This is a genomic window from Streptomyces stoeckheimensis, assembly GCF_045822005.1.
Lineage (GTDB): Bacteria > Actinomycetota > Actinomycetes > Streptomycetales > Streptomycetaceae > Streptomyces > Streptomyces stoeckheimensis.
The window spans coordinates 8,657,243-8,679,454 of the sequence record NZ_CP169550.1; the positions used below are offsets into that span (position 1 = coordinate 8,657,243).

The 22,212-nt window shown below is 72.8% G+C and carries 21 protein-coding genes and 1 pseudogene; 13 read left to right on the plus strand and 9 right to left on the minus strand.

Going from position 1 to position 22,212, the window contains the following annotated elements:
- The first annotated feature begins 8 nt into the window (after positions 1-8).
- The 5 genes from ACE1OC_RS39250 to ACE1OC_RS39270 all read left to right on the plus strand — a co-directional run bounded on the left by ACE1OC_RS39250 (position 9) and on the right by ACE1OC_RS39270 (position 6,508).
- Positions 9-500 (plus strand): GNAT family N-acetyltransferase, encoded by a 492-nt coding sequence (locus ACE1OC_RS39250; protein ID WP_407841054.1) that lies wholly within the window; start codon positions 9-11, stop codon positions 498-500.
- A 244-nt stretch (positions 501-744) separates the two neighbouring features.
- The gene (locus ACE1OC_RS39255; RefSeq protein ID WP_407841055.1) at positions 745-1,509 is read left to right on the plus strand and encodes a hypothetical protein; all 765 of its coding nucleotides are present in this window, start codon (positions 745-747) and stop codon (positions 1,507-1,509) included.
- Between the two features lie 63 nt (positions 1,510-1,572).
- A complete protein-coding gene (locus ACE1OC_RS39260; RefSeq protein WP_407841056.1) occupies positions 1,573-3,447 on the plus strand; it encodes a galactose oxidase-like domain-containing protein in 1,875 nt (624 codons plus the stop codon).
- An 85-nt stretch (positions 3,448-3,532) separates the two neighbouring features.
- On the plus strand, positions 3,533-5,539 hold the full coding sequence (locus tag ACE1OC_RS39265) for a peroxidase (RefSeq protein WP_407841057.1): 2,007 nt from the start codon (positions 3,533-3,535) through the stop codon (positions 5,537-5,539).
- Positions 5,540-5,548: 9 nt separating this feature from the next.
- Positions 5,549-6,508, plus strand: a complete 960-nt coding sequence (locus tag ACE1OC_RS39270) for an aldo/keto reductase (RefSeq protein WP_407841058.1) — start codon at positions 5,549-5,551, stop codon at positions 6,506-6,508.
- 137 nt (positions 6,509-6,645) lie between these two features.
- Here the strand turns inward: ACE1OC_RS39270 and ACE1OC_RS39275 are convergent, their stop codons facing one another.
- The gene (locus ACE1OC_RS39275) at positions 6,646-7,536 is read right to left on the minus strand and encodes an esterase/lipase family protein (RefSeq protein WP_407841059.1); all 891 of its coding nucleotides are present in this window, start codon (positions 7,534-7,536) and stop codon (positions 6,646-6,648) included.
- A gap of 148 nt (positions 7,537-7,684) precedes the next feature.
- On the opposite strand from ACE1OC_RS39275, the gene ACE1OC_RS39280 reads away from it, so the two are divergent.
- A complete protein-coding gene (locus ACE1OC_RS39280) occupies positions 7,685-8,962 on the plus strand; it encodes a PucR family transcriptional regulator (RefSeq protein WP_407841060.1) in 1,278 nt (425 codons plus the stop codon).
- A gap of 34 nt (positions 8,963-8,996) precedes the next feature.
- Here ACE1OC_RS39280 and ACE1OC_RS39285 read toward each other — a convergent pair whose 3' ends face one another.
- The 3 genes from ACE1OC_RS39285 to ACE1OC_RS39295 all read right to left on the minus strand — a co-directional run bounded on the left by ACE1OC_RS39285 (position 8,997) and on the right by ACE1OC_RS39295 (position 12,161).
- Positions 8,997-9,914: a glycosyltransferase family 2 protein gene (locus tag ACE1OC_RS39285; protein WP_407841061.1), complete on the minus strand. Its 918-nt coding sequence runs from the start codon at positions 9,912-9,914 to the stop codon at positions 8,997-8,999.
- 80 nt (positions 9,915-9,994) lie between these two features.
- The gene (locus ACE1OC_RS39290) at positions 9,995-11,413 is read right to left on the minus strand and encodes a L,D-transpeptidase (RefSeq protein ID WP_407841062.1); all 1,419 of its coding nucleotides are present in this window, start codon (positions 11,411-11,413) and stop codon (positions 9,995-9,997) included.
- Positions 11,414-11,609: 196 nt separating this feature from the next.
- Positions 11,610-12,161, minus strand: a complete 552-nt coding sequence (locus ACE1OC_RS39295) for an FBP domain-containing protein (RefSeq protein ID WP_407841063.1) — start codon at positions 12,159-12,161, stop codon at positions 11,610-11,612.
- 71 nt (positions 12,162-12,232) lie between these two features.
- On the opposite strand from ACE1OC_RS39295, the gene ACE1OC_RS39300 reads away from it, so the two are divergent.
- The 3 genes from ACE1OC_RS39300 to argG all read left to right on the plus strand — a co-directional run bounded on the left by ACE1OC_RS39300 (position 12,233) and on the right by argG (position 15,674).
- Positions 12,233-12,802 (plus strand): TetR/AcrR family transcriptional regulator, encoded by a 570-nt coding sequence (locus ACE1OC_RS39300; RefSeq protein WP_407841825.1) that lies wholly within the window; start codon positions 12,233-12,235, stop codon positions 12,800-12,802.
- Positions 12,803-12,889: 87 nt separating this feature from the next.
- Complete coding sequence (locus tag ACE1OC_RS39305; protein ID WP_407841064.1) at positions 12,890-14,065, plus strand: GDSL-type esterase/lipase family protein; 1,176 nt, start codon at positions 12,890-12,892, stop codon at positions 14,063-14,065.
- A gap of 160 nt (positions 14,066-14,225) precedes the next feature.
- Positions 14,226-15,674 carry an argininosuccinate synthase gene (gene argG, locus ACE1OC_RS39310; RefSeq protein WP_250743176.1) on the plus strand — a complete coding sequence of 483 codons (1,449 nt, stop codon included), beginning with the start codon at positions 14,226-14,228 and terminating at the stop codon, positions 15,672-15,674.
- Positions 15,675-15,745: 71 nt separating this feature from the next.
- On the opposite strand, the gene ACE1OC_RS39315 is transcribed toward argG, so the two are convergent.
- Positions 15,746-15,973 (minus strand): DeoR family transcriptional regulator, encoded by a 228-nt coding sequence (locus ACE1OC_RS39315; RefSeq protein WP_407841065.1) that lies wholly within the window; start codon positions 15,971-15,973, stop codon positions 15,746-15,748.
- Positions 15,974-15,999: 26 nt separating this feature from the next.
- On the opposite strand from ACE1OC_RS39315, the gene ACE1OC_RS39320 reads away from it, so the two are divergent.
- The 3 genes from ACE1OC_RS39320 to ACE1OC_RS39330 all read left to right on the plus strand — a co-directional run bounded on the left by ACE1OC_RS39320 (position 16,000) and on the right by ACE1OC_RS39330 (position 17,128).
- Complete coding sequence (locus tag ACE1OC_RS39320) at positions 16,000-16,467, plus strand: UTRA domain-containing protein (protein ID WP_407841066.1); 468 nt, start codon at positions 16,000-16,002, stop codon at positions 16,465-16,467.
- A gap of 77 nt (positions 16,468-16,544) precedes the next feature.
- Complete coding sequence (locus tag ACE1OC_RS39325; protein ID WP_407841067.1) at positions 16,545-16,751, plus strand: hypothetical protein; 207 nt, start codon at positions 16,545-16,547, stop codon at positions 16,749-16,751.
- Positions 16,752-16,774: 23 nt separating this feature from the next.
- Positions 16,775-17,128, plus strand: a complete 354-nt coding sequence (locus ACE1OC_RS39330; RefSeq protein ID WP_407841068.1) for a VOC family protein — start codon at positions 16,775-16,777, stop codon at positions 17,126-17,128.
- A 65-nt stretch (positions 17,129-17,193) separates the two neighbouring features.
- On the opposite strand, the gene ACE1OC_RS39335 is transcribed toward ACE1OC_RS39330, so the two are convergent.
- From ACE1OC_RS39335 to ACE1OC_RS39345, 3 genes are all read right to left on the minus strand, one after another.
- Positions 17,194-18,543 carry an MFS transporter gene (locus tag ACE1OC_RS39335; protein ID WP_407841069.1) on the minus strand — a complete coding sequence of 450 codons (1,350 nt, stop codon included), beginning with the start codon at positions 18,541-18,543 and terminating at the stop codon, positions 17,194-17,196.
- Between the two features lie 159 nt (positions 18,544-18,702).
- On the minus strand, positions 18,703-19,314 hold the full coding sequence (gene thpR, locus ACE1OC_RS39340; protein WP_407841826.1) for an RNA 2',3'-cyclic phosphodiesterase: 612 nt from the start codon (positions 19,312-19,314) through the stop codon (positions 18,703-18,705).
- 55 nt (positions 19,315-19,369) lie between these two features.
- The gene (locus ACE1OC_RS39345) at positions 19,370-19,870 is read right to left on the minus strand and encodes an isochorismatase family protein (protein WP_407841070.1); all 501 of its coding nucleotides are present in this window, start codon (positions 19,868-19,870) and stop codon (positions 19,370-19,372) included.
- A 158-nt stretch (positions 19,871-20,028) separates the two neighbouring features.
- Here ACE1OC_RS39345 and ACE1OC_RS39350 point away from each other — a divergent pair.
- A pseudogene (locus ACE1OC_RS39350) lies at positions 20,029-21,111 on the plus strand (IS481 family transposase).
- Here the strand turns inward: ACE1OC_RS39350 and ACE1OC_RS39355 are convergent.
- On the minus strand, positions 21,108-22,016 hold the full coding sequence (locus tag ACE1OC_RS39355; protein WP_407841827.1) for a GlxA family transcriptional regulator: 909 nt from the start codon (positions 22,014-22,016) through the stop codon (positions 21,108-21,110). The pseudogene ACE1OC_RS39350 and the gene ACE1OC_RS39355 overlap by 4 nt on opposite strands.
- Positions 22,017-22,212 lie beyond the last annotated feature (196 nt).

A 22,212-nucleotide genomic window follows, 5' to 3' on the forward strand; every position in this document is an offset into this window, starting at 1 on the left:
TGCCCGGCATGCTGCGACTCGAACGCCTGCGGGCCGATCACGAAGACGCCCTGCTGGCCTTCGAGCGGGACAACCGGGCGTACTTCGCCCGCTCCGTACCCGACCGCGGGGACGCGTACTTCGCGGAGTTCGCCGACCGGCACCGCGCCCTGCTCGCGGAACAGGACACGGGCGCGTGCCGCTTCCACGTGGTGCTGGACGGTGCCGGGGAGCTGATCGGACGCGTCAACCTGGTGGACCTGGCGGACGGCGCCGCCGACCTCGGCTACCGGATCGGCGAACGGGCGGCGGGCCGCGGCGCGGCCACCGCGTCCGTCCGGGAGGTCTGCCGGATCGCCGCCACGGAGTACGGGCTCGGCGTCCTCACCGCGTCCGCGGCCCTGGACAACCCGGCATCGGCGGCGGTGCTCCGGCGGACCGGGTTCACGGTGGTGGGGGAGACCGTCCTGGACGGCAGCCCCGGGCTGACCTACCGGCGCGCGCTCACGGCAGAGGGCTGACCGGCCCCGTCCGGGCAGCCCGTCCGGGCCGCCCCCTGCCAGGCCGACCCTCCGCCCCGCCGGCCCCCGCCCCGCCCCGACGGGGCGACAGCCCCGGGCCTGGTGCGTACGGGTGACGGTCCGCCAGGGACCCGTCACCCCATCGGTGGCCCCGGCGCGCGCGCACGGCGTTGATCACCGAGTGTGTTGATCACCGGCAGCGCGCGCTGCCCGTCGGCCCCCGCACTGAGGAGTCCCCGGCCCCATGGCTGTCGCCGCCGTCCTCTCCGTCTTATGCGCCGCACTCATCGCGATGGGCGCCGCGAAGCTCGGCCACCACGTGGCACGCAACCGCACGATGCCGGACGTGGGTCCCGCCGTCGGCACCGCCGCGGGAGTGGTCTTCTCCTTCTTCATCCTCACCCTGGCCTTCCTGATGGTGAGTTCCGCCCAGGAGCTGGCCGTCGCGCGCAAGGGCAACTACGCGGAAGCCGGCGCGCTGATAGACCTCTACCTCGCCGCCGACCGGATGCCGGCCCCCACCAAGGCCGAAGTGCGCGGCCACTCCGAGAAGTACGCCCACATGGTCATCGACCGCGAGTGGCCCCGGATGCGCGACGGCGAAACCGACGAGGAGACCTGGGCCATGGCCTACGGGCTCTACCAACTGGTCGCCAAGGTCCCCGCGGAGACCCCGCCGAAGGCCGTCGACGACGCGCGCGACGCGGTCACCCGGCTGCTCGCACAGCGCCGGATCCGGGTGGCGGACATCCAGGGCGGGCTGCCGGTCATCATGGTGGTCACCCTGATCGGCGCGGCCGTCCTCTCGGTGGCCTTCCTGGTTCTCATCGGCTGGCCCAAGGGCGTGCGCGGGGTACTCGGCATCGCCGCGCTCGGCGGCATCTGCGGGTACGGCGTCTGGCTGGTCCTCCAGCTCAACCACGCCTACGCCTCGGGCGTCCACGTCGAGCCCGACGCCTTCCACGAGGCCCTGCGCCGGATGGCCTTCGTGACCGCCCACGGCATCTGAGACGCCCCGCCTCCCCGCGTCCCCCCTTCCTGGTTCCCCCCTCCCCCCACGTAAGGGTTCCTCATGTCCCGTCCCGGAGTCGCCCGCGCCCTGGTCGCAGGCACCCTCCTCGGCCTGCTCCCCGGGGGCCCCGCGGCCGCGCACGAAGCGCCGTACGATCCGGACTCCGCGCGCCCGGCACCGTACGTCGCCCCCGAGCGGGTGCGCCGCGAGATCGGCGCGGACGAGCGTCTGGTTCTCGGCGAGGAGCACGCCGAGGAGCACGCCCGGACCCGCCTCGCACTGCGGGACGCCGCCGACTACCCCGACACCACCCGCCGGGCCCGCCTGAAGGCCCTCACCGAGTCCCAGGCCGAGGCCAACGCCGCTCTGGCGCCGGAGAAGTACGGCGTGTTCAAGGAGTACTTCGACTCGCCGGACTTCGCCGCCCACATCGCACTCCTGCCCACCGGCAAGGTGCTGCTCTTCTCCTTCGAACGGATCGAGACCAACCCCACCAGGGAACCCGCCCCCACCAACATCATCGGCGCCACGAACGCCGGCCGCGCCTTCCTCTGGGACCCGGCCAAGGGCACCGGCGCGGATGCGTTCACCAAGGTCACCCCGCCGGTGGTCGACATGCCCGACGGGACCGATTCGCCGCGCCCCGCACCGTTCTTCTGCTCCGGCCACTCCTTCCTGCCCAACGGCATGCTCGGGGTCTTCGGCGGCAACCTCGGCTCCAACGGAGGCAGCGGCGCCAAGCTCTCGCTGGTCTTCGACCCGTGGACGGAGACCTGGAGCCGCAACCAGGACATGGCCACCGGGCGCTGGTACCCCTCCGTGGTGACCGCCGCGGACGGCCGCCAGCTCATCATGTCCGGCCAGTCCGAGCTGGGCTGGGGAACCCCGACCCCGCTCGTGGAGCGCTTCCCCGCCCTCTCGTACCCCGTGCCCCGGGAGAAGAGGGACGTCCCGCGCGACGCCCCGGTCGGCCCGTTCAAGGCCAAGGCCCCCTTCACCCGCGACTACCCCCACCTCTTCTCGCTCCGCGACGGCCTGGTCTACGGGCTCGGCCGGGTCCACGACGAACAGTGGGCCTTCGACCCCGTCAAGGAGTCCCGCACCGACCTGCCGCCCCGCCCCGACGGCAGCATGCGGCTGTACGGGGGAGCCGTGCCGCTGCCCGGCGGGTACGAGGGCCCCAAAGCGGCCCTGGTCATCGGCGGGGACCGCACCGACCCGAACACCTACAAGCTGTCCGGGGGCCGCTGGACCATCGACAAGCCCCGGGCCTTCGGCCGCACCCAGGACAACACCCTGCTGATGCCGGACGGAACGCTGCTGACGGCGGGCGGCGGATACGACATCCGCGACTACGGGAACGGGGTCCTGAACCCCAACGCCGACCTGAAGTACCGGCAGTTCGAGATGCGCGACGGGCAGGGGAACTGGAAGCTCGGCCCCGCCCAGCGGCTTCCCCGCGGCTACCACTCCAACGCCGTGGTGCTGCCCGACGGCCGGGTCGTGGTCACCGGTGACGAGCTCCAGCAGCTCGCCAACGACGCCGACATCACCGACGGGATGAACGGCACCATCGAGATCTACGAGCCCTCCTACCTCCACCAGGGAGCCAGGCCCGCCCTCGGCACGGTGCCCGCCGGCCCCGTCGGCCACGACACCCGCTTCGAGGTCACCACGAGCACGCCCGACCGGGTCCAGCGGGCCGTACTGCTGGCGCCCACCACCGCCACGCACGCGGTCAACACCAGCCAGCGCCACGTGGAACTGCGGATCAAGCGGCGCGCGGGCGACACCCTCACCCTGCAGGCCCCGCCGACCGCCGCCGCCGCGCCGCCCGGCTACTACATGCTCTTCCTCCTCGACGCCAAGGGAGTGCCCAGCGTCGCCCAGTGGATCAAGCTCGACTCCGGAGTGCCCGCTGTGCCGCGGCGCTGACCCCGGCCGATTTCCGTCGTTCTTCCCCCCTTCGCACCCCCGCACTCACTCCCCACCCCGCCCCTTCGCCACTTGGAGCAAGCCGATGGCCCTCGCCTCGCCGCCGCCCCCGGGCTGCCCCCACACCGGACCCGCCCGCAGGACCGTGGTCCAGGCGGCGGCCCTCGCCGCCGCCGGTCTCACCACGGGCCTCGCCTCCACGGCCCGGGCCGCCGAGGCCCCGGCCCGCCCGGCGGCGGGCCCGGCCGCGGAACCCGCGGCGCGGGACACCGCCCCCGAAGCCCTCCCGCTGCGCACCGACCGCAACGCGCAGGGCGACATCCTCGCCGGGTTCCGCAAGGACCACGCCTGCTTCCTGTTCCTCCACTTCGACGACGCCGACAAGGCCAGGCGCTGGCTGACCGGCCTGCTGCCCTCGATCTCCACCACCGAGGAAGTGGCCCGCTTCAACCGGGCCTTCAGCAGGGCCCGCCGGCGCAGCGGCGGCATCGACCCCGCCTCCATGGCCACCCTGTGGACCGGGATCGGCCTGACCCATCCGGGGCTGCGCCTGTTCGCGGGCAAGGAACCCTTCCCCGCCGCTCCGCCCGGATCCAGCGCCGAGGCCTTCACCCAGGGTTCCGCCGCCCGCGCGCAGCAGCTAGGCGACACCGGCACCAGCGCCCCGCAGTCCTGGCTGTTCGGCGCCGAGGAACCCGGCCGCGCGGTGCACGTCGTCCTCACGCTCGCCGCCGACCAGCCCGAACGCCTCGCCGTCGCCGTCGCCGAACACCACGCGGGCATGGCCGCGGCCGGCGGGACGGTCCTGTTCCGCCAGGACGGGGCCACCCTTCCCGGCGCGCTGCGCGGGCACGAGCACTTCGGCTTCCTCGACTGCATCAGCCAGCCCGGCGTACGGGGCTTCGACGAGCCCGATCCGGCCGACCCCGCCAGCGTGCTGGGCAAGCCCGGAAGCCGGCTGATCCCCGCCGGCGAGTTCGTCGTAGGCCCCGAGCGCGTGAACAAGCGCCCCCCGGGCCTGCCCGCCTGGGCCACCGGCGGCGCCTTCCAGGTGGTACGCCGCCTCGCGCAGGACGTGCCCGGCTGGTGGACCCAGGTCGCCCTGCGCCTCGCCGAACTCCAGCGCGCCGGCGCCGCTCCCGCCGACGCCGGCCGGGAATGGCTCGGAGCCCGACTGATGGGCCGCTGGCCGGGCGGCATGCCGGTCGCCCTGTGCCCCGCGGCGGAGGAACTGCCCGTGCCGGGCAAGCACCCCGACGTCGGACTCGACTACAGCCAGGACCCGCAGGGCTGGCGGATGCCGCTGTTCGCGCACATCCGCAAGGGGAACCCGCGCGACGGCCTCGTCCTCACCCCGGGCCGTCCCCCCGTGACCCAGGCGGAGCTCGACGCGCGGCGCCTGATGCGGCGCGGAATCCCGTACGGCCCCGTCTACAAGCCCGAACTGGGAGAGGAGCACGGTCCGCAGGCCCCGCGCGGGCTGGTCTTCGTCTGCCACCAGTCGGACCTGGTCGGGCAGTTCGAGCTGGTGATGCGCAAGTGGGTCAACGACCCCGAGTTCCCGGCCGGCCGCACCCCGCGCACCGGCTGCGACCCGGTGATCGGCCCCGATTCGCCCATCGCGTTCGAAACCCCCTCGGCGGACGGCACCGGCAGCCGGGCCAACACCCTCTACTTCGGCCGGTTCGTGCGCACCGAGGGCTCGGTCTACGCCTTCAGCCCCTCCCTCGCCGTCCTGCGCGGCCTGGCCAAGGGGGAACTCGACGCGTCCATCGAGTTCCACACCGGTTCCGTCCTGCGCCCCGGCGACGTCCTCGACGCGGGGAAGGCCCGGCTGACCCTCGACGCCTCGGGCGACCTCGCCCTGCTCGACACCGCGGGCACCCGTACCTGGCACACGTACACGGGTGGCGTCGGCCACGACGCCGTGCTCACCCAGGACGGCGACCTGCTCGTGCGCGACGCCGACGGCGCCACGGTCTGGTCCAGCGGGACCGGCGGCCACCCCGGCGCGCGCCTGCTGCTGCGCCCCGCCGGAGAGCTGGTGATCCTGGACGGGAAGCGGGTGCTGTGGAAGGCGTCCGCCTCGTAGGGTGACCGCATGGCGATCACGGCACCAGTGACAGGCGACACCCGGCTGATCTACGGCTGCATGGCTCTCGGCGGGAGCTGGGAGCCCGGCCCGTACCGGGCCGAGGACATCGACGAGGCGGAGGCGGTGATCGAGGCCGCCCTCGACAGCGGGATCACGATGTTCGACCACGCCGACATCTACCGGCACGGAAAGGCGGAAGGCGTCTTCGGCGAGGTCCTCGCCCGCACCCCCGGCCTGCGCGAGCGCATCACCCTGCAGACCAAGTGCGGGATCCGGCTCGCCGACGGCGACCGCCCCGGCATCTACGACCTGCGGGGCGCGAGCATCCTCCGCCGCGTCGAGGAGAGCCTCACACGGCTGCGCACCGACGTGATCGACGTCCTGCTCCTGCACCGGCCCGACCCCCTGGCCGACCCGGCGGACATCGCCGAGGCACTCGCCTCGCTGCACCGCCAGGGCCTCGTGCGGCAGTTCGGCGTGTCCAACATGAACGCCGCCCAGTGCGCCCACCTGCAACGCCACCTCGACCTCCCGCTCGTCGCCAACCAGCTGGAGATGAGCCTGCACCGGCGGGACTGGCTGGAGGACGGGGTCCTCGTGAACACCCCGGCCGCGGCGGCCGTCGGCTTCCCGGCCGGCACCGTCGAGTACTGCACGGCGAACGCGGTCCGCCTCCAGGCCTACGGGGCCCTGGCCCAAGGACGCTTCACCGGACGGGAGTCGAGCGTCGGGGAGCACGCGACCGCCGAGCACCTGCGCGCCCTGGCCAAGGCGAAGGAGACGACGCCGGAGACGATCCTGCTGTGGTGGCTGCAACGCCACCCGGCCCGGATCGCCCCCGTGATCGGCACCGGCCGCCCCGAGCGCATCCGGGCCTGCCGCGACGCCGCCCTGCGCGCCCCGGACCTGAGCCACGAGGAGTGGTACTCCCTGTGGCTGACGGCCCGGGGCGGTCCGCTTCCCTAGCGCGAGGCGATCTCCGCGGGGCCGTAGAGGGCGGCGGGCGGTCGACGGCCGCGCCGGCACTGTGCGGGGCGATGTCGGGCACGAACAGCAGCCGCAGGCCCTGCGGGAGCGCTTCCTGGGCCTTGACCGGCCGGCGCCTATCCGGGCGAGCCGACCGCGCACACCAGGATCGGGGTGGCCCGGCGCGGGTCCAGGGCGTTGCGGACCATGTGCCAGACGTTGAGGTCGTAGGCCTCGCCGATGTGGCCCACCGGGTCGAAGGGGCAGAAGTCCTGCACGTACTGGTTCTTGACCCCCGGCTCGCGGACGAACGCCGTCTCGGTCGGGGTCACCAGTTCGTCGTAGCGGGAGGTGATGATGGTGTACGCGATCCCGGGCTGGGCCACCGGACCGTCGTTCAGCGCCAGGATCGCGGGACCACCGGGGACCTCGTCGGCGAGCACCGGGATGCCGATGGTGGTCACGATCTTCTCCATGGTCGCCCGGCCGATCAGCTTGTCGCCCAGGTCCAGCAGCCCGGCGGCGTTCGTGCCGTGGGTCGGGGGAGCGATGGCCACGACCGCCTTGATGTGGGGCTGGATGCCCTGCATCTTGGCGAGGTAGAGGGCCTGGAGCCCGCCCTCGGAGTGGCCGACGACGGAGACCTTGTCCGCGCCGGTCGCGCCGCGCACCTTCTCCACGTACTCCTTGATCTCCAGGTTCGAGACGGCCACCGGCTTGAGACCGCCGACCAGCGGGAAGCCGTCGTAGGCGCCGTAGGTCAGGGCGAAGGTGCAGTAGCCGCGGGCGGCGAGGTCGAGCTGGAGGAAGTTGAGGTCCTCGTACCAGGTGGCGAAGGTGCCGTGGAGGAGCACCACGGGCTCGGGGTGCGCGGCGCTCGGCCGGCAGGAGAAGTCGTTGACCCCGCCTCCCGTGACGCCCTCGGTGGCGGCGTTCGCCGGGAAGGCAGCGCCGAGCAGGAGGGCCAGCGGGAGGGCGGCCCTGGCGAGCAGGGTGCGGGTGCGCGACGCACGGGTACGGGGAGCCATACGACATCTCCTGACAGGGGTCTGACGGGGGCTGACGAGAAGTCAGCACTGGTCGGACTGCACAGAATGCTCCGGTGCGCCGCCCGTGTCCCCTGGCGGTACGCGCAGAATGCTTCCTCCCGCGTTTGTGCACGGTGACAATGCGGGGATGGACGACGCGGGCGGGACGGCGGGCGCGGCATCGGGCGCGGCACCGGACGGGACGGCAGGCGGGGAGGTTGCGGCCGCCCAGGAGCTCGCCGCCGCGCTGCTGCCCCGGATACCGGAGATGGCGGCCGAGACCGTCGCCCGGCTGACCGCCGACATCCCCGCCTACCGGCTGCTGCCCGACAGCGTCCTCGGCGGAGACCTCGTCGCGAACACCGAAGCCGTGCTGAACCTGTTCTTCACCACGGTCGCCGAAGGACGGGCGCCCACCGAAGCGGAGCTGGCCGCCCCCGTTGCCTGGGGCGCCGAGCGGGCCCGGGACGGGGTCCCCCTGGAGGCGGTGCTACGGGTCTACCCGCTCGGCGCCCGCCGGGCCTGGGAGCTCGCCGCGGCCGGACCGGACCCCGTGGCCGATCCGTACGCCCTGGTCACGGGCCTGCTGGCGTTCCTCGGCGAGGTCATGCCCAAGGTCGCCGAGGCCTATCTGCGCGAACAGGCCGACCTCGACTGGGAGCAGCGCGAACACGGCCGGAACCTCGCCGGAGTCCTGCTCGCGGGCCGCCCGGCGCGCCGCGCGGCCGAACGGTACGGACGCACCCTCGCCGAACGGTACGAGGTGGTCGTCCTGCGCCTGCCAGAGGCACCCGGCGGCGCGACGAACCGGATCCTGCGCGCCTTGCGCTCCGAACTGGACGGCAACCCGGAGGTGCTGGCCACCTTCAAGGGCGAAGGCGGCGTCCTCCTGGTCCCGCTCGGCCCGCCCTCCTCGCCCACCCCGCCCTCCCCGCCCTCCCCGCCCTCCCCGCCCGGCGCGACCCGGCGGCTGCTCGCGCGGCTCGACACCGCGGCCGAACTGCGGTGCACGGCGGCGGCCGCCGTCGCCGAGGACCATGGGTCGATCCCGCGGGCCCAGGCCGAGGCCTCCGAAGTACTGTCCCTGGCCGAGGACTTGGGGCGCCCGCCGGGGCTCTACCGGCTGGCCGACCTCGCCGTCGAGTACCAGCTCGTGCAGCCCGGCCCCGCCCGCGACGCCCTGGCCCGCGTCCTGGCCCCCCTCGACGACCAGCCCCATCTGATCGCCACGCTGCGGGAGTTCATCGCGGCCGGCTACCGGCGCGCCGAGGCCGCCGAAGCCCTCACCGTCCACCGCAACACCCTGACCTACCGTCTGGGCCGCATCCGGCTGCTCACCGGCCACGACGCCACCGACCCCACGGGAGCCCGCCACCTCGCGGCCGCCCTCACGGCATACGGCGCAGCCCGCCGCACCGGCCCCTGAGACACCCGGGCGGGCCGGTTCCTCGCCGGGTCGGTCAGAGGACCGGAGGCCGGCCCGCGGCCGTGAGGCGGGCCACGGTGCGCCAGCGGAGGGGCCGCCGCAGCTGGTCGTGCCGGGTCGCCCATCCTTCGCGCAGGCCCTGGAGCGAGTCCCGGATTCCGCCGCCGCGCAGCCCGCGCAGCGCCGTGACCGCCGTCCAGATGCCGAGGTACGCGGGGATGAGCGGCGCGGGGAGGTTGCGGTAGGCGAGCCAGACGCGGTTGCGGGCCGCCAGCCGGTGGAAGAGCGCGTGCCGGGTGGGGCTGGTGACCGGGTGGTGCATCCGGACCTCCGCCGCGTACCAGCCGGTGCCGCCCTGCTCCCAGAGCCGGTACGCGAGGTCGATGCCCTCGTGGTACAGGAAGAAGTCGGGCCAGCCCCCGGCCGCGTCGAAGGCGTCCCGGCGGACCATGACCACGCCTTCGGTCATGGTGGCGATGGTGCCGGGCCGCCCCGGATCGCCGGTACGCAGCCGGGGCACCCAACGCCGCGGCGTCGTGGTGTCGTCGGGCCCGGTCAGCCGCGGCTGGACGTACGCGGCCTCCGGGCGCCGTCGGGCTTCGGCCACCAGCCGGGACAGGACGTCGGGCCGGGGGAAGGAGGCGTCGTTGTCGAGGAAGAAGAGGAACTCGCTGCCCCTGTCCCGCAGGGCGAGCGCTCCGCGGTTGCGGCCCTCGGGGATGCCGAGGTTCTCCGGGAGGGTGACGACCGTGGCCCCGTCCACCGAGAGCGAGGGGTGGCAGCCGTTGCCGACGATGACGACGCGGAGCTCGACGTCCTCCTGCGCGAGGAGCGTGCGGACGGCCGCGGCCTCCTCGTCGGGGCGGTCGTTCATCGTCAGCAGGACGACGTCGATCCCGGTCGCGGCGGGGGAGGGGGAGGCGGGGGAGGGGAACGTGGCGGAGGCGGGCACGGAGCGGATGCTATCGGAGCCGCCGTGCCCGCCCGCGCGCCCGCACCCTCCAACCGCCCCCGCCGGGAAGCCGGGACGGTTCAGGTGAGGGGGACCAGCCGGGACGGGCCGTGTGCCGACGCGAGTGCGGAGGCGGACGCGAGCGGGGCGTCGGTGGCCGCGCCCAGCGCGCTGCCGGCCAGCCAGGCGTCCCAGCCGAGGTTCCAGTCTCCGAATCCGTTGGCGAAGGGGGCCATCGGCTCACCGCCGCTGTTGACCACCGCCACCACGTCCCCCTCCCGCACCGTGTCGAAGAACCAGGCCGCGTCGGCGGTGCTCATGCCGGTGCAGCCGTGGCTGACGTTCTCCTCGCCCTGCGCGTCGACCGACCAGGGCGCGGCGTGCACGTACTCCCCGCTCCACGTCACCCGGGTCGCGTAGAAGACGGGCAGGTCGTAGAACTCGCTCGTGCCGCGCTTGATGCCCACCGTGTCCCCGCGCATGCGCACCTTGCGCTCCTTGCCGAGCACGACCTTGATCCCGGTGCGCGTCAGGAAGCCCGCCTTGCCGGTGGTCACCGGGATGGTCCGGACGGTCCGGCCGTTGCGCCGTACGGTCATCTCGTGCGCGGCGGCGTCGGTGACCGCCTCGATCCGGTCCCCGATGGTGAACCGCAGGGACTCCGAGGGACCGCCGTACTGCCGTTCCCCGACCTCGACCCCGTCGAGACCGCTGACCACATGCACCACGGCGTGGGCGGGCCAGTAGGTGCGCGGCCGGTAGTGCAGGGTCGAGTCGTCGACCCAGTGCCAGGCCCCCTCGACCGCCGGTTCCGAGGTGACCTGCAGGGCCCGCTCCAGCCGGGCCCGCGCCGCCGGGTCGGCGGCCGGGACGGGGTGGCTCAGGGAGGCCGTCACGATCTGCCCGGCCCCGTACGTGCCGGGCCGGGGTCCGAACTCGGCGGTGAGCCGGTCGTCCGTCGCCGTCTCGGTCGCCGCTGTCCGGAACGCCATGGTCACGCCGACCGGGGTGCCCGCCGCGTCCTGGGCGCCGACCCGGACGGTGTAGGTCTCACCGGCCCGCAACGGCTCGGTATTGCTCCAGTGGTGCCCCCGGGCGCCCAGGGCGCCGCCCACGTAGCGGCCGTGGCCGTCGTGGACGGTGACGTAGGTGAGCAGTCCCGGTCCGGCGAGGGAGATCTCCAGGGGGCCGGCCGCGTCGGTGGGCAGGACGACCGTGTGCGCCGCCGCCCGGGCCGCGCCGCGGGAGGAGGGATCGCGGACCACGGAACCGGCTCCGCTGGCGGTGGCCCGCACCAGCTGCTCCTCCAGTCCGCCGCACAGCCCGGCCCGGTAGGCGTCCATCGCGCACCGACCGCCCCCGTCGTCCAGCACCCGGCCGACGAGCAGCTCGACGGAGCCCGCTTGTGCGCCGCCGGCCTGCGGCCCGACACCGGACCGCGACGCCGCCTGCGGTGCGGCGGCGACGACGAAGACCACCCCGACCACCGCCCCGGCCACGCTCCACGTCCTGCCCCGTCGCCGGAGTCCTCCACGGTGTGTCGATGACAGCATGCGCGCCACGCAGCCCTCCCAGATCGCCTTCGGCCGGATGGCAGCATCAAAACGATTTCCGGGCAGCCCGATGATCATGAACTCGGCCCATGGGGCCGAACGGGCGCCGAAGAGGGCTCGTACGGAGTAGGGGAGGAGTGCTTCAGGCCGTTGCCGTGGCGTCGGTGACTGCCTTGGCATCGGCGACGGCCGTGACGTTCGCGACGGCGGTGACATTGGCAATGAACCCGGCGAGGTTCGCGACCGTCCGCTGGATCTTCTCCTCCAGCGTGAGCGACTCGTGGAGCCGTCCGTCCGGGCCCGCGTTCTTCTTGCCCCGCACGTAGAGCGAGCAGGCGAGGTCCCCGCAGATGTAGGCGCCCACCGTGTTGCCCTGCTGACCGGCCTTGCCCGCCTTCGGCGCGACCATCAGTGAGACGCCCCCGGTGTGGGTGGTCAGACACAGCGAGCACATGCTGCGCCGCGCCTGGGAGGGGGCGACGCCGGAGGAGCGCAGCGCGAGGGCGACCGGGCGGCCGTCCAGCTCGGTGACGAGGTAGGCGCGCTCGGGGGCCTTGGGGTCCCACCAGCCCAGGAAGTCCAGGTCGGCCCAGGGGCGTTCGGCCAGGTCGCGGGGGACGGACAGGCGCTTGGCCTCGCCCTTGGTGCAGTTCACGAAGGCGGCGCGGATCTCTTGCTCGGTCAACGGCTTCATGCGTGGCAGGCTAATTTGCCTAAAGCTTTTAGGCAAATGCATAATGGCTATCGCCAGCTAGGAGGCACATGATGGTTCGAGCAGGACTGACCGCCGAGCGGCTGACCCGGGCGGGGGCGGAGCTCGCCGACGAGGTCGGCTTCGAGCAGGTGACCGTCTCGGCGCTCGCCCGGCGGTTCGACGTCAAGGTTGCGAGCCTCTACTCGCACCTGAAGAACTCCCAGGACCTCAAGACCCGGATCGCCCTCTTCGCCCTGGAGGAGCTCGCCGACCGGGTGGCGGCCGCCCTGGCCGGGCGGGCCGGTAAGGACGCCCTCGCCGCCTTCGCTGCCGCCTACCGGGACTACGCCCGGCAGCACCCCGGCCGCTACGACGCCGCCCGGCTCCGGCTCGACCCCGAGACGGCGGCCGCCAGTGCGGGCGTCCGGCACGCCCAGATGACGCGGGCGATCCTGCGGGGCTACGACCTGACGGAACCCGACCAGACGCACGCGGTCCGGATGCTCGGCAGCGTCTTCCACGGCTACGTCAGCCTGGAGCTGGCCGGCGGCTTCAGCCACACCGCCGTGGACCCGCAGGAGTCCTGGGACTGGATCGTGGACTCGCTCGACGCGATGCTGCGCAAGCCCGGAACCGCCTAACCCCGGAACCGCGTAACCCCGCCGCTCTGCACCCCCGTAAGCCCATGGCTTTGCACCCCGTAACCCCGATCACCCGAGGCTGAGGCGATGACCACCGACCACGACCGGATCACCACGCCGATCACCGAAGACCTCCTGCGCGGCGCGGCCGACGTGGAACGCACCGAGCGCGGGCTGCTGCCCCACCGGCTGCCCGCCCGGGCCCGCCCGCAGATCCCCGACGACCAGCTGGCCACGGCCGAGGCCCGTCCGTCGGGCGTGCGCCTCGCCTTCCGTACCCGCGCCACCGTCATCGAGCTGGACGCCCTGCCCACGAAGAGGGCCTACCGCGGCTTCCCGGTCTCGCCGGACGGTGCGTACGACCTCGTGGTCGACGGCGTGCTCACGGACCGGGCCACCGTGCCCGGCGGCCGGGTCCGCACCCTCGACCTGGCCACCCAGGCGGTCGAACTCGCGGAGGGGCCGCCCGGCACCGCCCGTTTCGCGGGTCTGCCCGCGCGGGACAAGGACGTCGAGATCTGGCTGCCGCACACCGAGATGACCGAGCTGATCGCGCTGCGCACCGACGCCCCCGTCACCCCGGCGCCGGCCGACGGTCGCAGGGTGTGGCTGCACCACGGCAGTTCCATCAGCCACGGCTCGAACGCCGAGCGTCCCTCCGGCACCTGGCCGGCACTGGCCGCGGCGCAGGGTGCGGTGGACCTGCGCAACATGGGGTTCTCCGGGAGCGCCCTGCTGGACCCCTTCACGGCCCGCGCGATGCGCGACACCCCCGCCGACCTGATCAGCGTCAAGGTCGGCATCAACATCGTCAACCTGGACGTGATGCGGCTGCGCGCCTTCGCCCCCGCGGTCCACGGCTTCCTCGACACCCTGCGCGAGGGCCATCCGACGACGCCGCTCCTCGTCGTGTCGCCCATCCTGTGCCCGATCCAGGAGGACACCCCCGGCCCCCTCACCACCGATTTCAGCACCGGGACCCTGCGGTTCAAGGCGCTGGGCGACCCGGCCGAACGGGCCGCGGGGCGCCTGACGCTCAACGTCGTCCGCGAGGCGCTCGCCGGCATCGTCGCGCAGCGGGCGGCCGAGGACCCGCACCTGCACTACCTCGACGGCCGTGCCCTCTACGGCGCTTCGGACCACGCCGAGCTGCCGCTGCCGGACGATCTGCACCCCGACTCCGCGGGCCACGTGCGCATCGCCGAGAACTTCGCCCGCCACGCCTTCGCCGCCGGGGGGCCGTTCGCCCCGTCGGCCGGCTGAACCACCTCGCGCCGCGGTCCGGCGGGGCGGCCCCACGGGGCTCCGCCGGACTCGCCGCACGCGCGACCGCGCGTCACAATGACGGCACGCCCGCCCGGCGCCCGGAGCGTCGGCGGCCCGCCATTTTGCATGATCATGCATCATCGCGCATACTCATCCCATGTCAAAGGTTCTCACCTCCCTGCCCACCGGCGAGCGCGTCGGTATCGCCTTCTCCGGAGGCCTCGACACCTCCGTCGCCGTCGCCTGGATGCGCGACAAGGGTGCCGTCCCCTGCACCTACACCGCCGACATCGGCCAGTACGACGAGCCCGACATCGCGTCGGTGCCCGCGCGGGCCACGGCGTACGGTGCCGAGATCGCGCGCCTGGTCGACTGCCGTGCGGCGCTCGTGGAAGAGGGCCTGGCCGCTCTCGCCTGCGGCGCGTTCCACATCCGCTCGGGCGGTCGCGCCTACTTCAACACGACGCCGCTCGGCCGCGCCGTCACCGGCACGCTGCTGGTCCGCGCGATGCTGGAGGACGACGTCCAGATCTGGGGCGACGGGTCGACCTTCAAGGGCAATGACATCGAGCGGTTCTACCGCTACGGCCTGCTCGCCAACCCGCACCTGCGCATCTACAAGCCCTGGCTCGACGCGGACTTCGTCACCGAGCTCGGCGGCCGCAAGGAGATGTCGGAGTGGCTGCTCGCCCACGAGCTGCCTTACCGCGACAGCACCGAGAAGGCCTACTCCACCGACGCCAACATCTGGGGCGCCACCCACGAGGCGAAGACCCTGGAGCACCTCGACACCGGTGTGGAGACCGTCGACCCGATCATGGGCGTCCGGTTCTGGGACCCCTCGGTCGAGATCGCCACCGAGGACGTGACCATCGGCTTCGAGCAGGGCCGCCCGGTCACGATCAACGGCAAGGAGTTCGCCTCCGCCGTCGACCTGGTCATGGAGGCGAACGCCATCGGCGGCCGCCACGGCCTGGGCATGTCGGACCAGATCGAGAACCGGATCATCGAGGCCAAGAGCCGCGGCATCTACGAGGCTCCGGGCCTGGCCCTGCTGCACGCCGCGTACGAGCGCCTCGTCAACGCGATCCACAACGAGGACACGGTCGCCCAGTACCACAACGAGGGCCGCCGCCTCGGCCGCCTCATGTACGAGGGCCGCTGGCTGGACCCGCAGGCGCTGATGATCCGCGAGTCCCTGCAGCGCTGGGTCGGTACGGCGATCACCGGTGAGGTGACGCTGCGCCTGCGCCGCGGCGAGGACTACTCGATCATGAACACCACGGGCCCGGCGTTCAGCTACCACCCGGACAAGCTCTCCATGGAGCGCACCGAGGACTCGGCGTTCGGCCCGGTGGACCGCATCGGCCAGCTCACCATGCGCAACCTCGACATCGCCGACTCCCGCGCGAAGCTGGAGCAGTACGCGGGCCTCGGCATCGTCGGCACCACGCACCCGGCCCTGATCGGCGCCGTCGAGGCGCCCGGCTCCGGCCTGATCGGCGCCATGCCCGAGGGCGGCGCAGAGGCCATCGCCTCGCGCGGCGAGGTCTCCGGCGACGACGAGCTGCTGGACCGTGCCGCGATGGAGTTCGGCACCGACTAGTCGCTGCCGGCAGCAGGACGTGACCCGCCGCCCGTGGTCCCCGTGGGGACCGCGGGCGGCGTTCGTCTTCGTCACGAGGTCGTGGTCATCCAGGGGCCGACCGCGCCGCCGCGGACCCGGCACACCTCGCCCCGGGAGGCCAGGAGCCGGAGGTCGCGGTGGATGGTCATCGCGCTGACGTCCAGTTCGCGGACGAGCCGTTCGAGGGAGACGTAGCCCTCACGGCACACGGTCTCGACGATGTGGTGCTGCCGGGAAGCGGTGGTCAGCTTGCCCGTCGCCAGACTGATCCGGCGCACGTGGTCCGGGACGGGTCGAGGCCCGCGTGTTCGCCGCCAGGGTGCGCCCGGCGGACTTCGAGGAGGCGGAGACCCTCCACGTGCTGCCCGGGGCGGAGATCTTCGAGCTGGACGGGGTGCGGCTCTTCGACGACGCGGTCAGGTGCCACTCGGTCACCCTCGTCCCGGCCGAGCGCGCCCCGGGCCTCGGCGAGGCCGACTACACCACCGCCTCGCTGTACACCGAGCTCGCCGCACGCGGCATCGTCCCCACCCGTGCGCGCTACACCGCCCACTCCTCCCTCGTCCCGCCCGACGAGGCCCCCCTGCTCGACCTGGACGGGGGTGCTCCCGCACTCCACATCGAACAGCTCACCTACGACCAGTACGGCCGCCCCTGCGAGTACAACCGCGTCGTCTACCGTGCCGACCGCTACCGCTACCGCTACCGCTTCCACGCCACCCTGACGGCCGGCCCCGGCGAGGGCCGGATGGCGCCCGGAGTGGGGACCTAGGTCCCTGGCAGGGGATCGAGGCGGCCGTAGTTTGGACAAAAGGGAAGTCTGAACGGTCGAGGGAGAGGGCGGAAGCGATGACCGAGGTGCACTGGGAGGTCGGCTCGTACCGGATGACGGTGTCGTTGCCGGAGACGGACGCGCCGTGGGCGGTCGAGGGGACGAAGGGACTGAGGGGCATCCGCCCGGTGTTCGAGGGGCGGGGGCCCGAGCCCCGGCCGCTCCCCGAAGTGGAGAGCGGGATGAGTCCCGCGCTGCTGGGCGCGCTCGGCAAGGGATTCTGACGGCGTCCTGGCAGGATCGCGGCATGGAACGTGTGCTGGGAATCGGTGGATATTTCATGCGGGCCGCAGATCCGGCGGCCCTGGGCGCCTGGTACCGGGACTGCCTGGGGCTGGACTCGGACGAGCACGGTCTGTGGCGTCAGGGAGCCGGACCGACGGTGTTCGCGCCGTTCGAGTCCGGGACCGACTACTTCGGTTCCCCCGCCCAGCAGACCATGCTCAACTTCCGCGTCCGCGACCTGGACGCGATGCTCGCGCAGCTGCGTGCCAAGGGGGCGGACGTGGCCCCGGAGACCCAGGACATGGACGGGGTCGGCCGGTTCGGCTGGGTCGCCGATCCCGAGGGCAACCGGATCGAACTGTGGCAGCCCGCCTGATCGCGGCCTCATGGAGAGGGCCGTGATCGGGCGGGCTGCGGGCTCTCGGCGGGGGAGCGCGTCCCTCAGGCGGTGGCCGTGGTGGCCGGCTCGCGGGTGGACGCTTCCGTGCCCGTACCCGTGGCCGGAGCCGGGGAGGGTGTCGCGGACGGCTGGGATGCGTACACCGCCTCCGCCGGGAGGTGGCGTTCCAGCCGGGTCAGGGCGAGCGCGGCGCCCAGCGCGGCGACGGTCAGGAACGCCCAGGGCAGGCGGCCGTCGAGCGCGAGCAGTCCCGTGAAGAGGGACGGGGCCAGCGCGGTGGCCAGGGAGTACGACAGCTGGTAGGTGGCGAGGTAACGGCCGCGTACGGCCTCGGGCGCGGCGGAGACCGACAGGGCGCCGCCCGAGGGGCTGTGGATCAGTTCGCCGATCGTGTAGACCACCACGATCACCAGCAGGGCGACCAGCGTCGCCGTCTGTCCGGGCCGGACCGTGCCGAGCACGATCTGCCCCACGAAGGCTGCGGCGAAGAGCAGGGCCCCGAGGGCCGCGGAGCGGGTGCGTCGGGCTCCGGAACGGCGGACGCGACGTGCGATCAGGACGCCGATCCCGGCGCAGAGGGCGGTGTTGACGGTGAAGGCCGCACCGGTGAGCGAATCGGGTCCGTGCAGCCAGGTGCTGATGTAGAGCGGGAAGAGGACGGACAGGGCCGAGTACCCGAGCGCGGTCAGGAAGTTGGTGGCGGTCAGGCCGAGGAAGGGCCGGTCGGCGAGCACCATCCGGTAGCCCGCGGGCGGACGCTTGGCCGAGGCGGGTGCGCCGCCGCCCGTGCCGGGCTCGCCGTTCACGTGGTCCCGTACCGGCTTCACGCGGGTGACGAGCAGTCCGGCGAGCGCGAAGGCGACCGCGTTGCCCCAGGCGGTGTACGTGAACCCCTCCGTGCCCCACAGGGCCAGGACCCCGGAGACGATCAGGGCGCCGGCGCCCATGCCCGCGTTCTGCAGGGCCCGGATGGAGGCCTGGAGCCGGTCGCGGGCGCCGCCCCGGGCCACTTCCCCGATGAGCGACTGCTGCACGATGGGGAAGGAGCGGTCGGCGAGGGCCGTGATGAGCGCGACGGCGGCGAAGGCGGGAAGCGACCCGGCGAGCGGGTAGAGGGCGAAGCCCAGGGCCCGTACCGCGTAGAGCAGCAGGTTGACCTTCCTGGCCCCGAAGCGGTCGACGGCCGATCCGGCGAGCGGCATGACCGCGAGCCCCGCCAGGCCGGTCACCGTCAGCACGATGCCGACGAGGGCGAAGGAGAGGCCGGTGACGTGGTGGAAGAAGACGAGCGAGAAGGGGATGTACATCCCGATCCCGATCGCGCTGATTCCCACTCCGAGGAGCAGCGACCGTTCGCCCGCCACCCGTTCCTCGCGCATGCCCTTGATCACGTCGATCTCTCCCCCGATTAGATTGCTAGAAAGTAGCTTAGCGCTAAGCGGCTTTGCGTCAAGAGGTTTCTTTGCGGTCGCGAGCGGAGGTCGTCCGCCGGTCGCACGGCGGTCGTCCGCGTGTCGTCCAATGGTGAAGCGGGGGAGGGGTGTTGAGGTTCAGTCCTCCCAGTGGTCCGCCCCGGGCTCCTCCCCGTCGCCGAGGTTCCACGCCTCGATGTCGCGGTAGTGGATCGGACCCGGGCCGCGGCCGATGTTGCTGCCGACCAGGTGCAGGCGCTCCGTCCGCCAGCGGCGGCCGGCGAACCCGGCGAGGCCGACGGCGGACTCCACCGCCGAGGAGACGTCGTTCCGGCGGGCGCGGGCCAGCGTCAGGTGGGGTCGCAGCGGCCGGTCTTCGAAGGGGATGCCGCACTCCTTGACCACGGTGCGGACATCGGCGGCGAGCCGGTGGAGACCGTCGAGATCCCCGTCGACCCCGCTCCAGAGCACCCGCTCACCGAAGTGGCCGCCCCCGCGCAGGGCCAGGTGTACGGGACCGCGCGCCGCCGCGAGCTCCGCGAGGGGCGGCCGCAGGAGCGGGACCGCCTCGACCGGCAGCTCGCCGAGGAACGCCAGGGTGATGTGCCAGTCCTCGATGCGGTTCCACCGCATGTGCGGGTACGCGGCGTACGCGGGGCCCAGCTCGCGCGCGAGTTCCTCCTTCGCGTCGTCGGGCGGGGCGAGGGCGATGAACACGCGAACGGTCGCGGGCCCGGTCTGTTCGTTCACATCGTTCACAGGAGACTTCGTACAGTGCTTCGGGCGGTTCGGTCCTTCAACGTGATCAGGTGTAATCCGCCGTGTTGCGCACGTCACCGAACCTGGGGAAGGTGCGCTCCACGGCGAACTCGTGCTCGTCGGCGGCGAAGCCGGACATGGCGTCGGCGACGAACTCCAGCTCGTAGCCGAGGTCGCTCGCGGCCCGCGCCGTGGACTCGACCCCCATCGTGGTGACCAGCCCGCCGAGCACCAACGTGTCCACGCCCAAGCCGCGCAACCGGTCGTCCAGGCCGGTGTCGTGGAACGCCCCGACGGTGTGCTTGACGATCAGTACGTCGCCCGGCCGCACCAGACCGTCGGCGAATCCGCTGCCCGGCGGCTGCTCGGCGACGCCGGGCCGGTCCACTCGGACGAGCACCACCGGGCGCCCGTTCGCCCTGAAGGCCTCGGCCAGCCGGAGGCAGCGGGCCAGCACCTCTTCGCCGGAGTGAGGGGCGACCGGCATGGCGATGATGCGGGGCATCAGGTCGATGAGGATCAGTGCGGAGGTCACGGGAACGATCATAGGACAGGGCCCTACCGGTGGCAGAGGCCTGACCGGCAAGACGCCACCCCCCTAGGTGTATTGATCACGAGCGTTGTTAACGGTGCAGGTCTTGATCATGGCGAAGACCTCCGGTGTGGTGGAGGTGTCTAGGCTCCACACCACACACGGAGGTCTTCGTGTCCCACCGTAATGCCCGCCTGACCGTTCACGGCAGGCGGATCCTGGTCGAACGGGTTCTGGCCGGACGGCCGGTCGCGCACGTGGCGGCCGAGATGGGGATATCCAGGCCCACGGCCCATAAGTGGGTCCGCCGGTGGCGGGCCGAGGGCGAGGCCGGACTGTGGGACCGCTCCAGCAGGCCCTGAACAACCCCGCACCGCACACCGGCCGTGGTCGAGGCACAGGTCTGCCGCCTGCGAACCGGCCGTAAGCTCGGCCCGGCCCGGATCGGCCCCATCGTGGGCCTGCCGGCCTCCACCGTCCACCGGATCCTGGCCCGCCACGGCCTAAACCGGCTCGCGTTCCTCGACCGGCCCACCGGCCGGGTCATCCGCCGCTACGAACGCTCCCGGCCCGGCGAGCTCGTCCATGTCGACATCAAGAAGCTCGGCAACATCCCTGACGGCGGCGGCCACCGCGTCATGGACCGCCGGACCGCGATGGACAACAAGCTGACCACCACCGGCGAGCGCAAAAGCTGCAAGCCGGTGATCGGCTATTGCTTCATCCACTCCGCTGTCGACGACCACTCCCGGCTGGCCTACAGCGAAGTCCTGGCAGATGAGCGACAGCACACCGCGATCGGCTTCTGGCAGCGGGCGAACGCGTTCTTCGCCGCCCACGGCATCACCGTCGAGCGGGTCCTGACCGACAACGGCTCCTGCTACAAGTCAAAACTGTTCACCCAGGCCCTGACCGCGGCTGGCACCGCTCACAAACGAACCAGGCCCTACCGGCCGCAGACCAACGGCAAAGTCGAACGCTTCAACCGCACCCTCGCCGAGGAATGGGCCTACCAGCGGCCCTACGCCTCAAACGACGAGCGGACAGCGGCCCTGGCAGACTTCCTCCACACCTACAACCACCACCGCTCCCACACCGCACTGGGCGGACACCCACCCATCAGCCGCGTCAACAACCCTGCGGGTCAATACATCTGGAACGACCAGGCCAGGCCGTTCAAGTGGACCAAGACCGCCGACCAGATCCTCGACCGCATCTGCCGCTACTGCGACAGGATCTCCAAACCAGGTCACTAGGGCGTGCTCGTGAAGGAGCGGCGGTAGGAGCGGGGCGGAACTCCCCTGCGCCGCACGAACTGTTCGCGCAGGACCGCCGCGCTGCCGTAGCCGACCCGGCGGGCGATCTCCTCGACGGGCAGGTCCGTGCTCTCCAGGAGCTCCTCCGCGCTGCTCAGCCGCAGGTTCCGCAGCCAGGCGTGCGGGGTGGTGCCCGTCGCGGCGGTGAACCGGCGGGCGAAGGAGCGTTTGCTCATCATGGCGCGGCGGGCCAGCTCCGTGACGGGAAGCGGCTCGTGGAGGTGGTCACGGGCCCAGGCGAGCACCTCGGAGAGCCGCTCGTCCCGGCAGTCCTCGGGGACGGGTGCGGCCAGGTACTGGGCCTGCCCGCCGTCGCGGTGCGAGGGCAGCACCATGTCCCGGGCGACGCCGTTGGCCATCGCGGCCCCGTGCTCCCGGCGCAGCAGGTGCAGGCACAGATCGAAGCCGGCGGCGGCTCCGGCGCCCGTGACGATCCTGCCCTCGTCGATGTACAGGGCGTCCGCTTCGACGGCGACGTCCGGATGGCGGTGGGCCAGCAGCTCGGCGAACCGCCAGTGCGTGGTGGCCCGTAGCCCGTCGAGCAGCCCGGCCTCGGCGAGTGCGAACGTGCCGACGCAGTGGGCCGCGAGCACGGAGCCGCCTCCGTACGCGGAGACCAGCGCCTCGAGTACCGCGGGACCCGGCGGCGTACGGAAATCCGCGCCCGGCAGGGCGATGACCAGATCGGCGGAAGCCAGCCGGTCGAGACCGTGCTCGATCGCGAGCGGCACGCCGATGTCGGTGGGGACCGGCCCCGGCCGCTCGGCGCACAGGGCGAAGTCGAAGCCGGGCAGGCCCTGCCCGTGCGGGCCGAAGACCTCGGAGACGATCCCGACGGCGAGCATGCCGACACCGGGCGGGACGTACGCGGCGACGGTCGTGAAAGGGGGCACGGGGGCAGTCTGCCACCTGTGGCACGAATCCTGCGATCACTGGCAGGTGTGCCACTCGTACGCCCCCGGCCGCCCCGGCAGGATTACGGCCATGACGAACACGACGACGGACTTCGCGACCGACACCACGACCGGCACCACGACCGAC

Bases quoted from the DNA above. Each gene is read 5' to 3' on its own strand.
- ACE1OC_RS39250 (WP_407841054.1), top strand. From the start codon at position 9: ATGCTGCGACTCGAACGCCTGCGGGCCGATCACGAAGACGCCCTGCTG.
- ACE1OC_RS39255 (WP_407841055.1), top strand. From the start codon at position 745: ATGGCTGTCGCCGCCGTCCTCTCCGTCTTATGCGCCGCACTCATCGCG.
- ACE1OC_RS39260 (WP_407841056.1), top strand. From the start codon at position 1,573: ATGTCCCGTCCCGGAGTCGCCCGCGCCCTGGTCGCAGGCACCCTCCTC.
- ACE1OC_RS39265 (WP_407841057.1), top strand. From the start codon at position 3,533: ATGGCCCTCGCCTCGCCGCCGCCCCCGGGCTGCCCCCACACCGGACCC.
- ACE1OC_RS39270 (WP_407841058.1), top strand. From the start codon at position 5,549: ATGGCGATCACGGCACCAGTGACAGGCGACACCCGGCTGATCTACGGC.
- ACE1OC_RS39275 (WP_407841059.1), bottom strand. From the start codon at position 7,536: ATGGCTCCCCGTACCCGTGCGTCGCGCACCCGCACCCTGCTCGCCAGG.
- ACE1OC_RS39280 (WP_407841060.1), top strand. From the start codon at position 7,685: ATGGACGACGCGGGCGGGACGGCGGGCGCGGCATCGGGCGCGGCACCG.
- ACE1OC_RS39295 (WP_407841063.1), bottom strand. From the start codon at position 12,161: ATGAAGCCGTTGACCGAGCAAGAGATCCGCGCCGCCTTCGTGAACTGC.
- ACE1OC_RS39300 (WP_407841825.1), top strand. From the start codon at position 12,233: ATGGTTCGAGCAGGACTGACCGCCGAGCGGCTGACCCGGGCGGGGGCG.
- ACE1OC_RS39305 (WP_407841064.1), top strand. From the start codon at position 12,890: ATGACCACCGACCACGACCGGATCACCACGCCGATCACCGAAGACCTC.
- argG (WP_250743176.1), top strand. From the start codon at position 14,226: ATGTCAAAGGTTCTCACCTCCCTGCCCACCGGCGAGCGCGTCGGTATC.
- ACE1OC_RS39325 (WP_407841067.1), top strand. From the start codon at position 16,545: ATGACCGAGGTGCACTGGGAGGTCGGCTCGTACCGGATGACGGTGTCG.
- ACE1OC_RS39330 (WP_407841068.1), top strand. From the start codon at position 16,775: ATGGAACGTGTGCTGGGAATCGGTGGATATTTCATGCGGGCCGCAGAT.
- ACE1OC_RS39345 (WP_407841070.1), bottom strand. From the start codon at position 19,870: ATGATCGTTCCCGTGACCTCCGCACTGATCCTCATCGACCTGATGCCC.
- ACE1OC_RS39355 (WP_407841827.1), bottom strand. From the start codon at position 22,016: ATGCTCGCCGTCGGGATCGTCTCCGAGGTCTTCGGCCCGCACGGGCAG.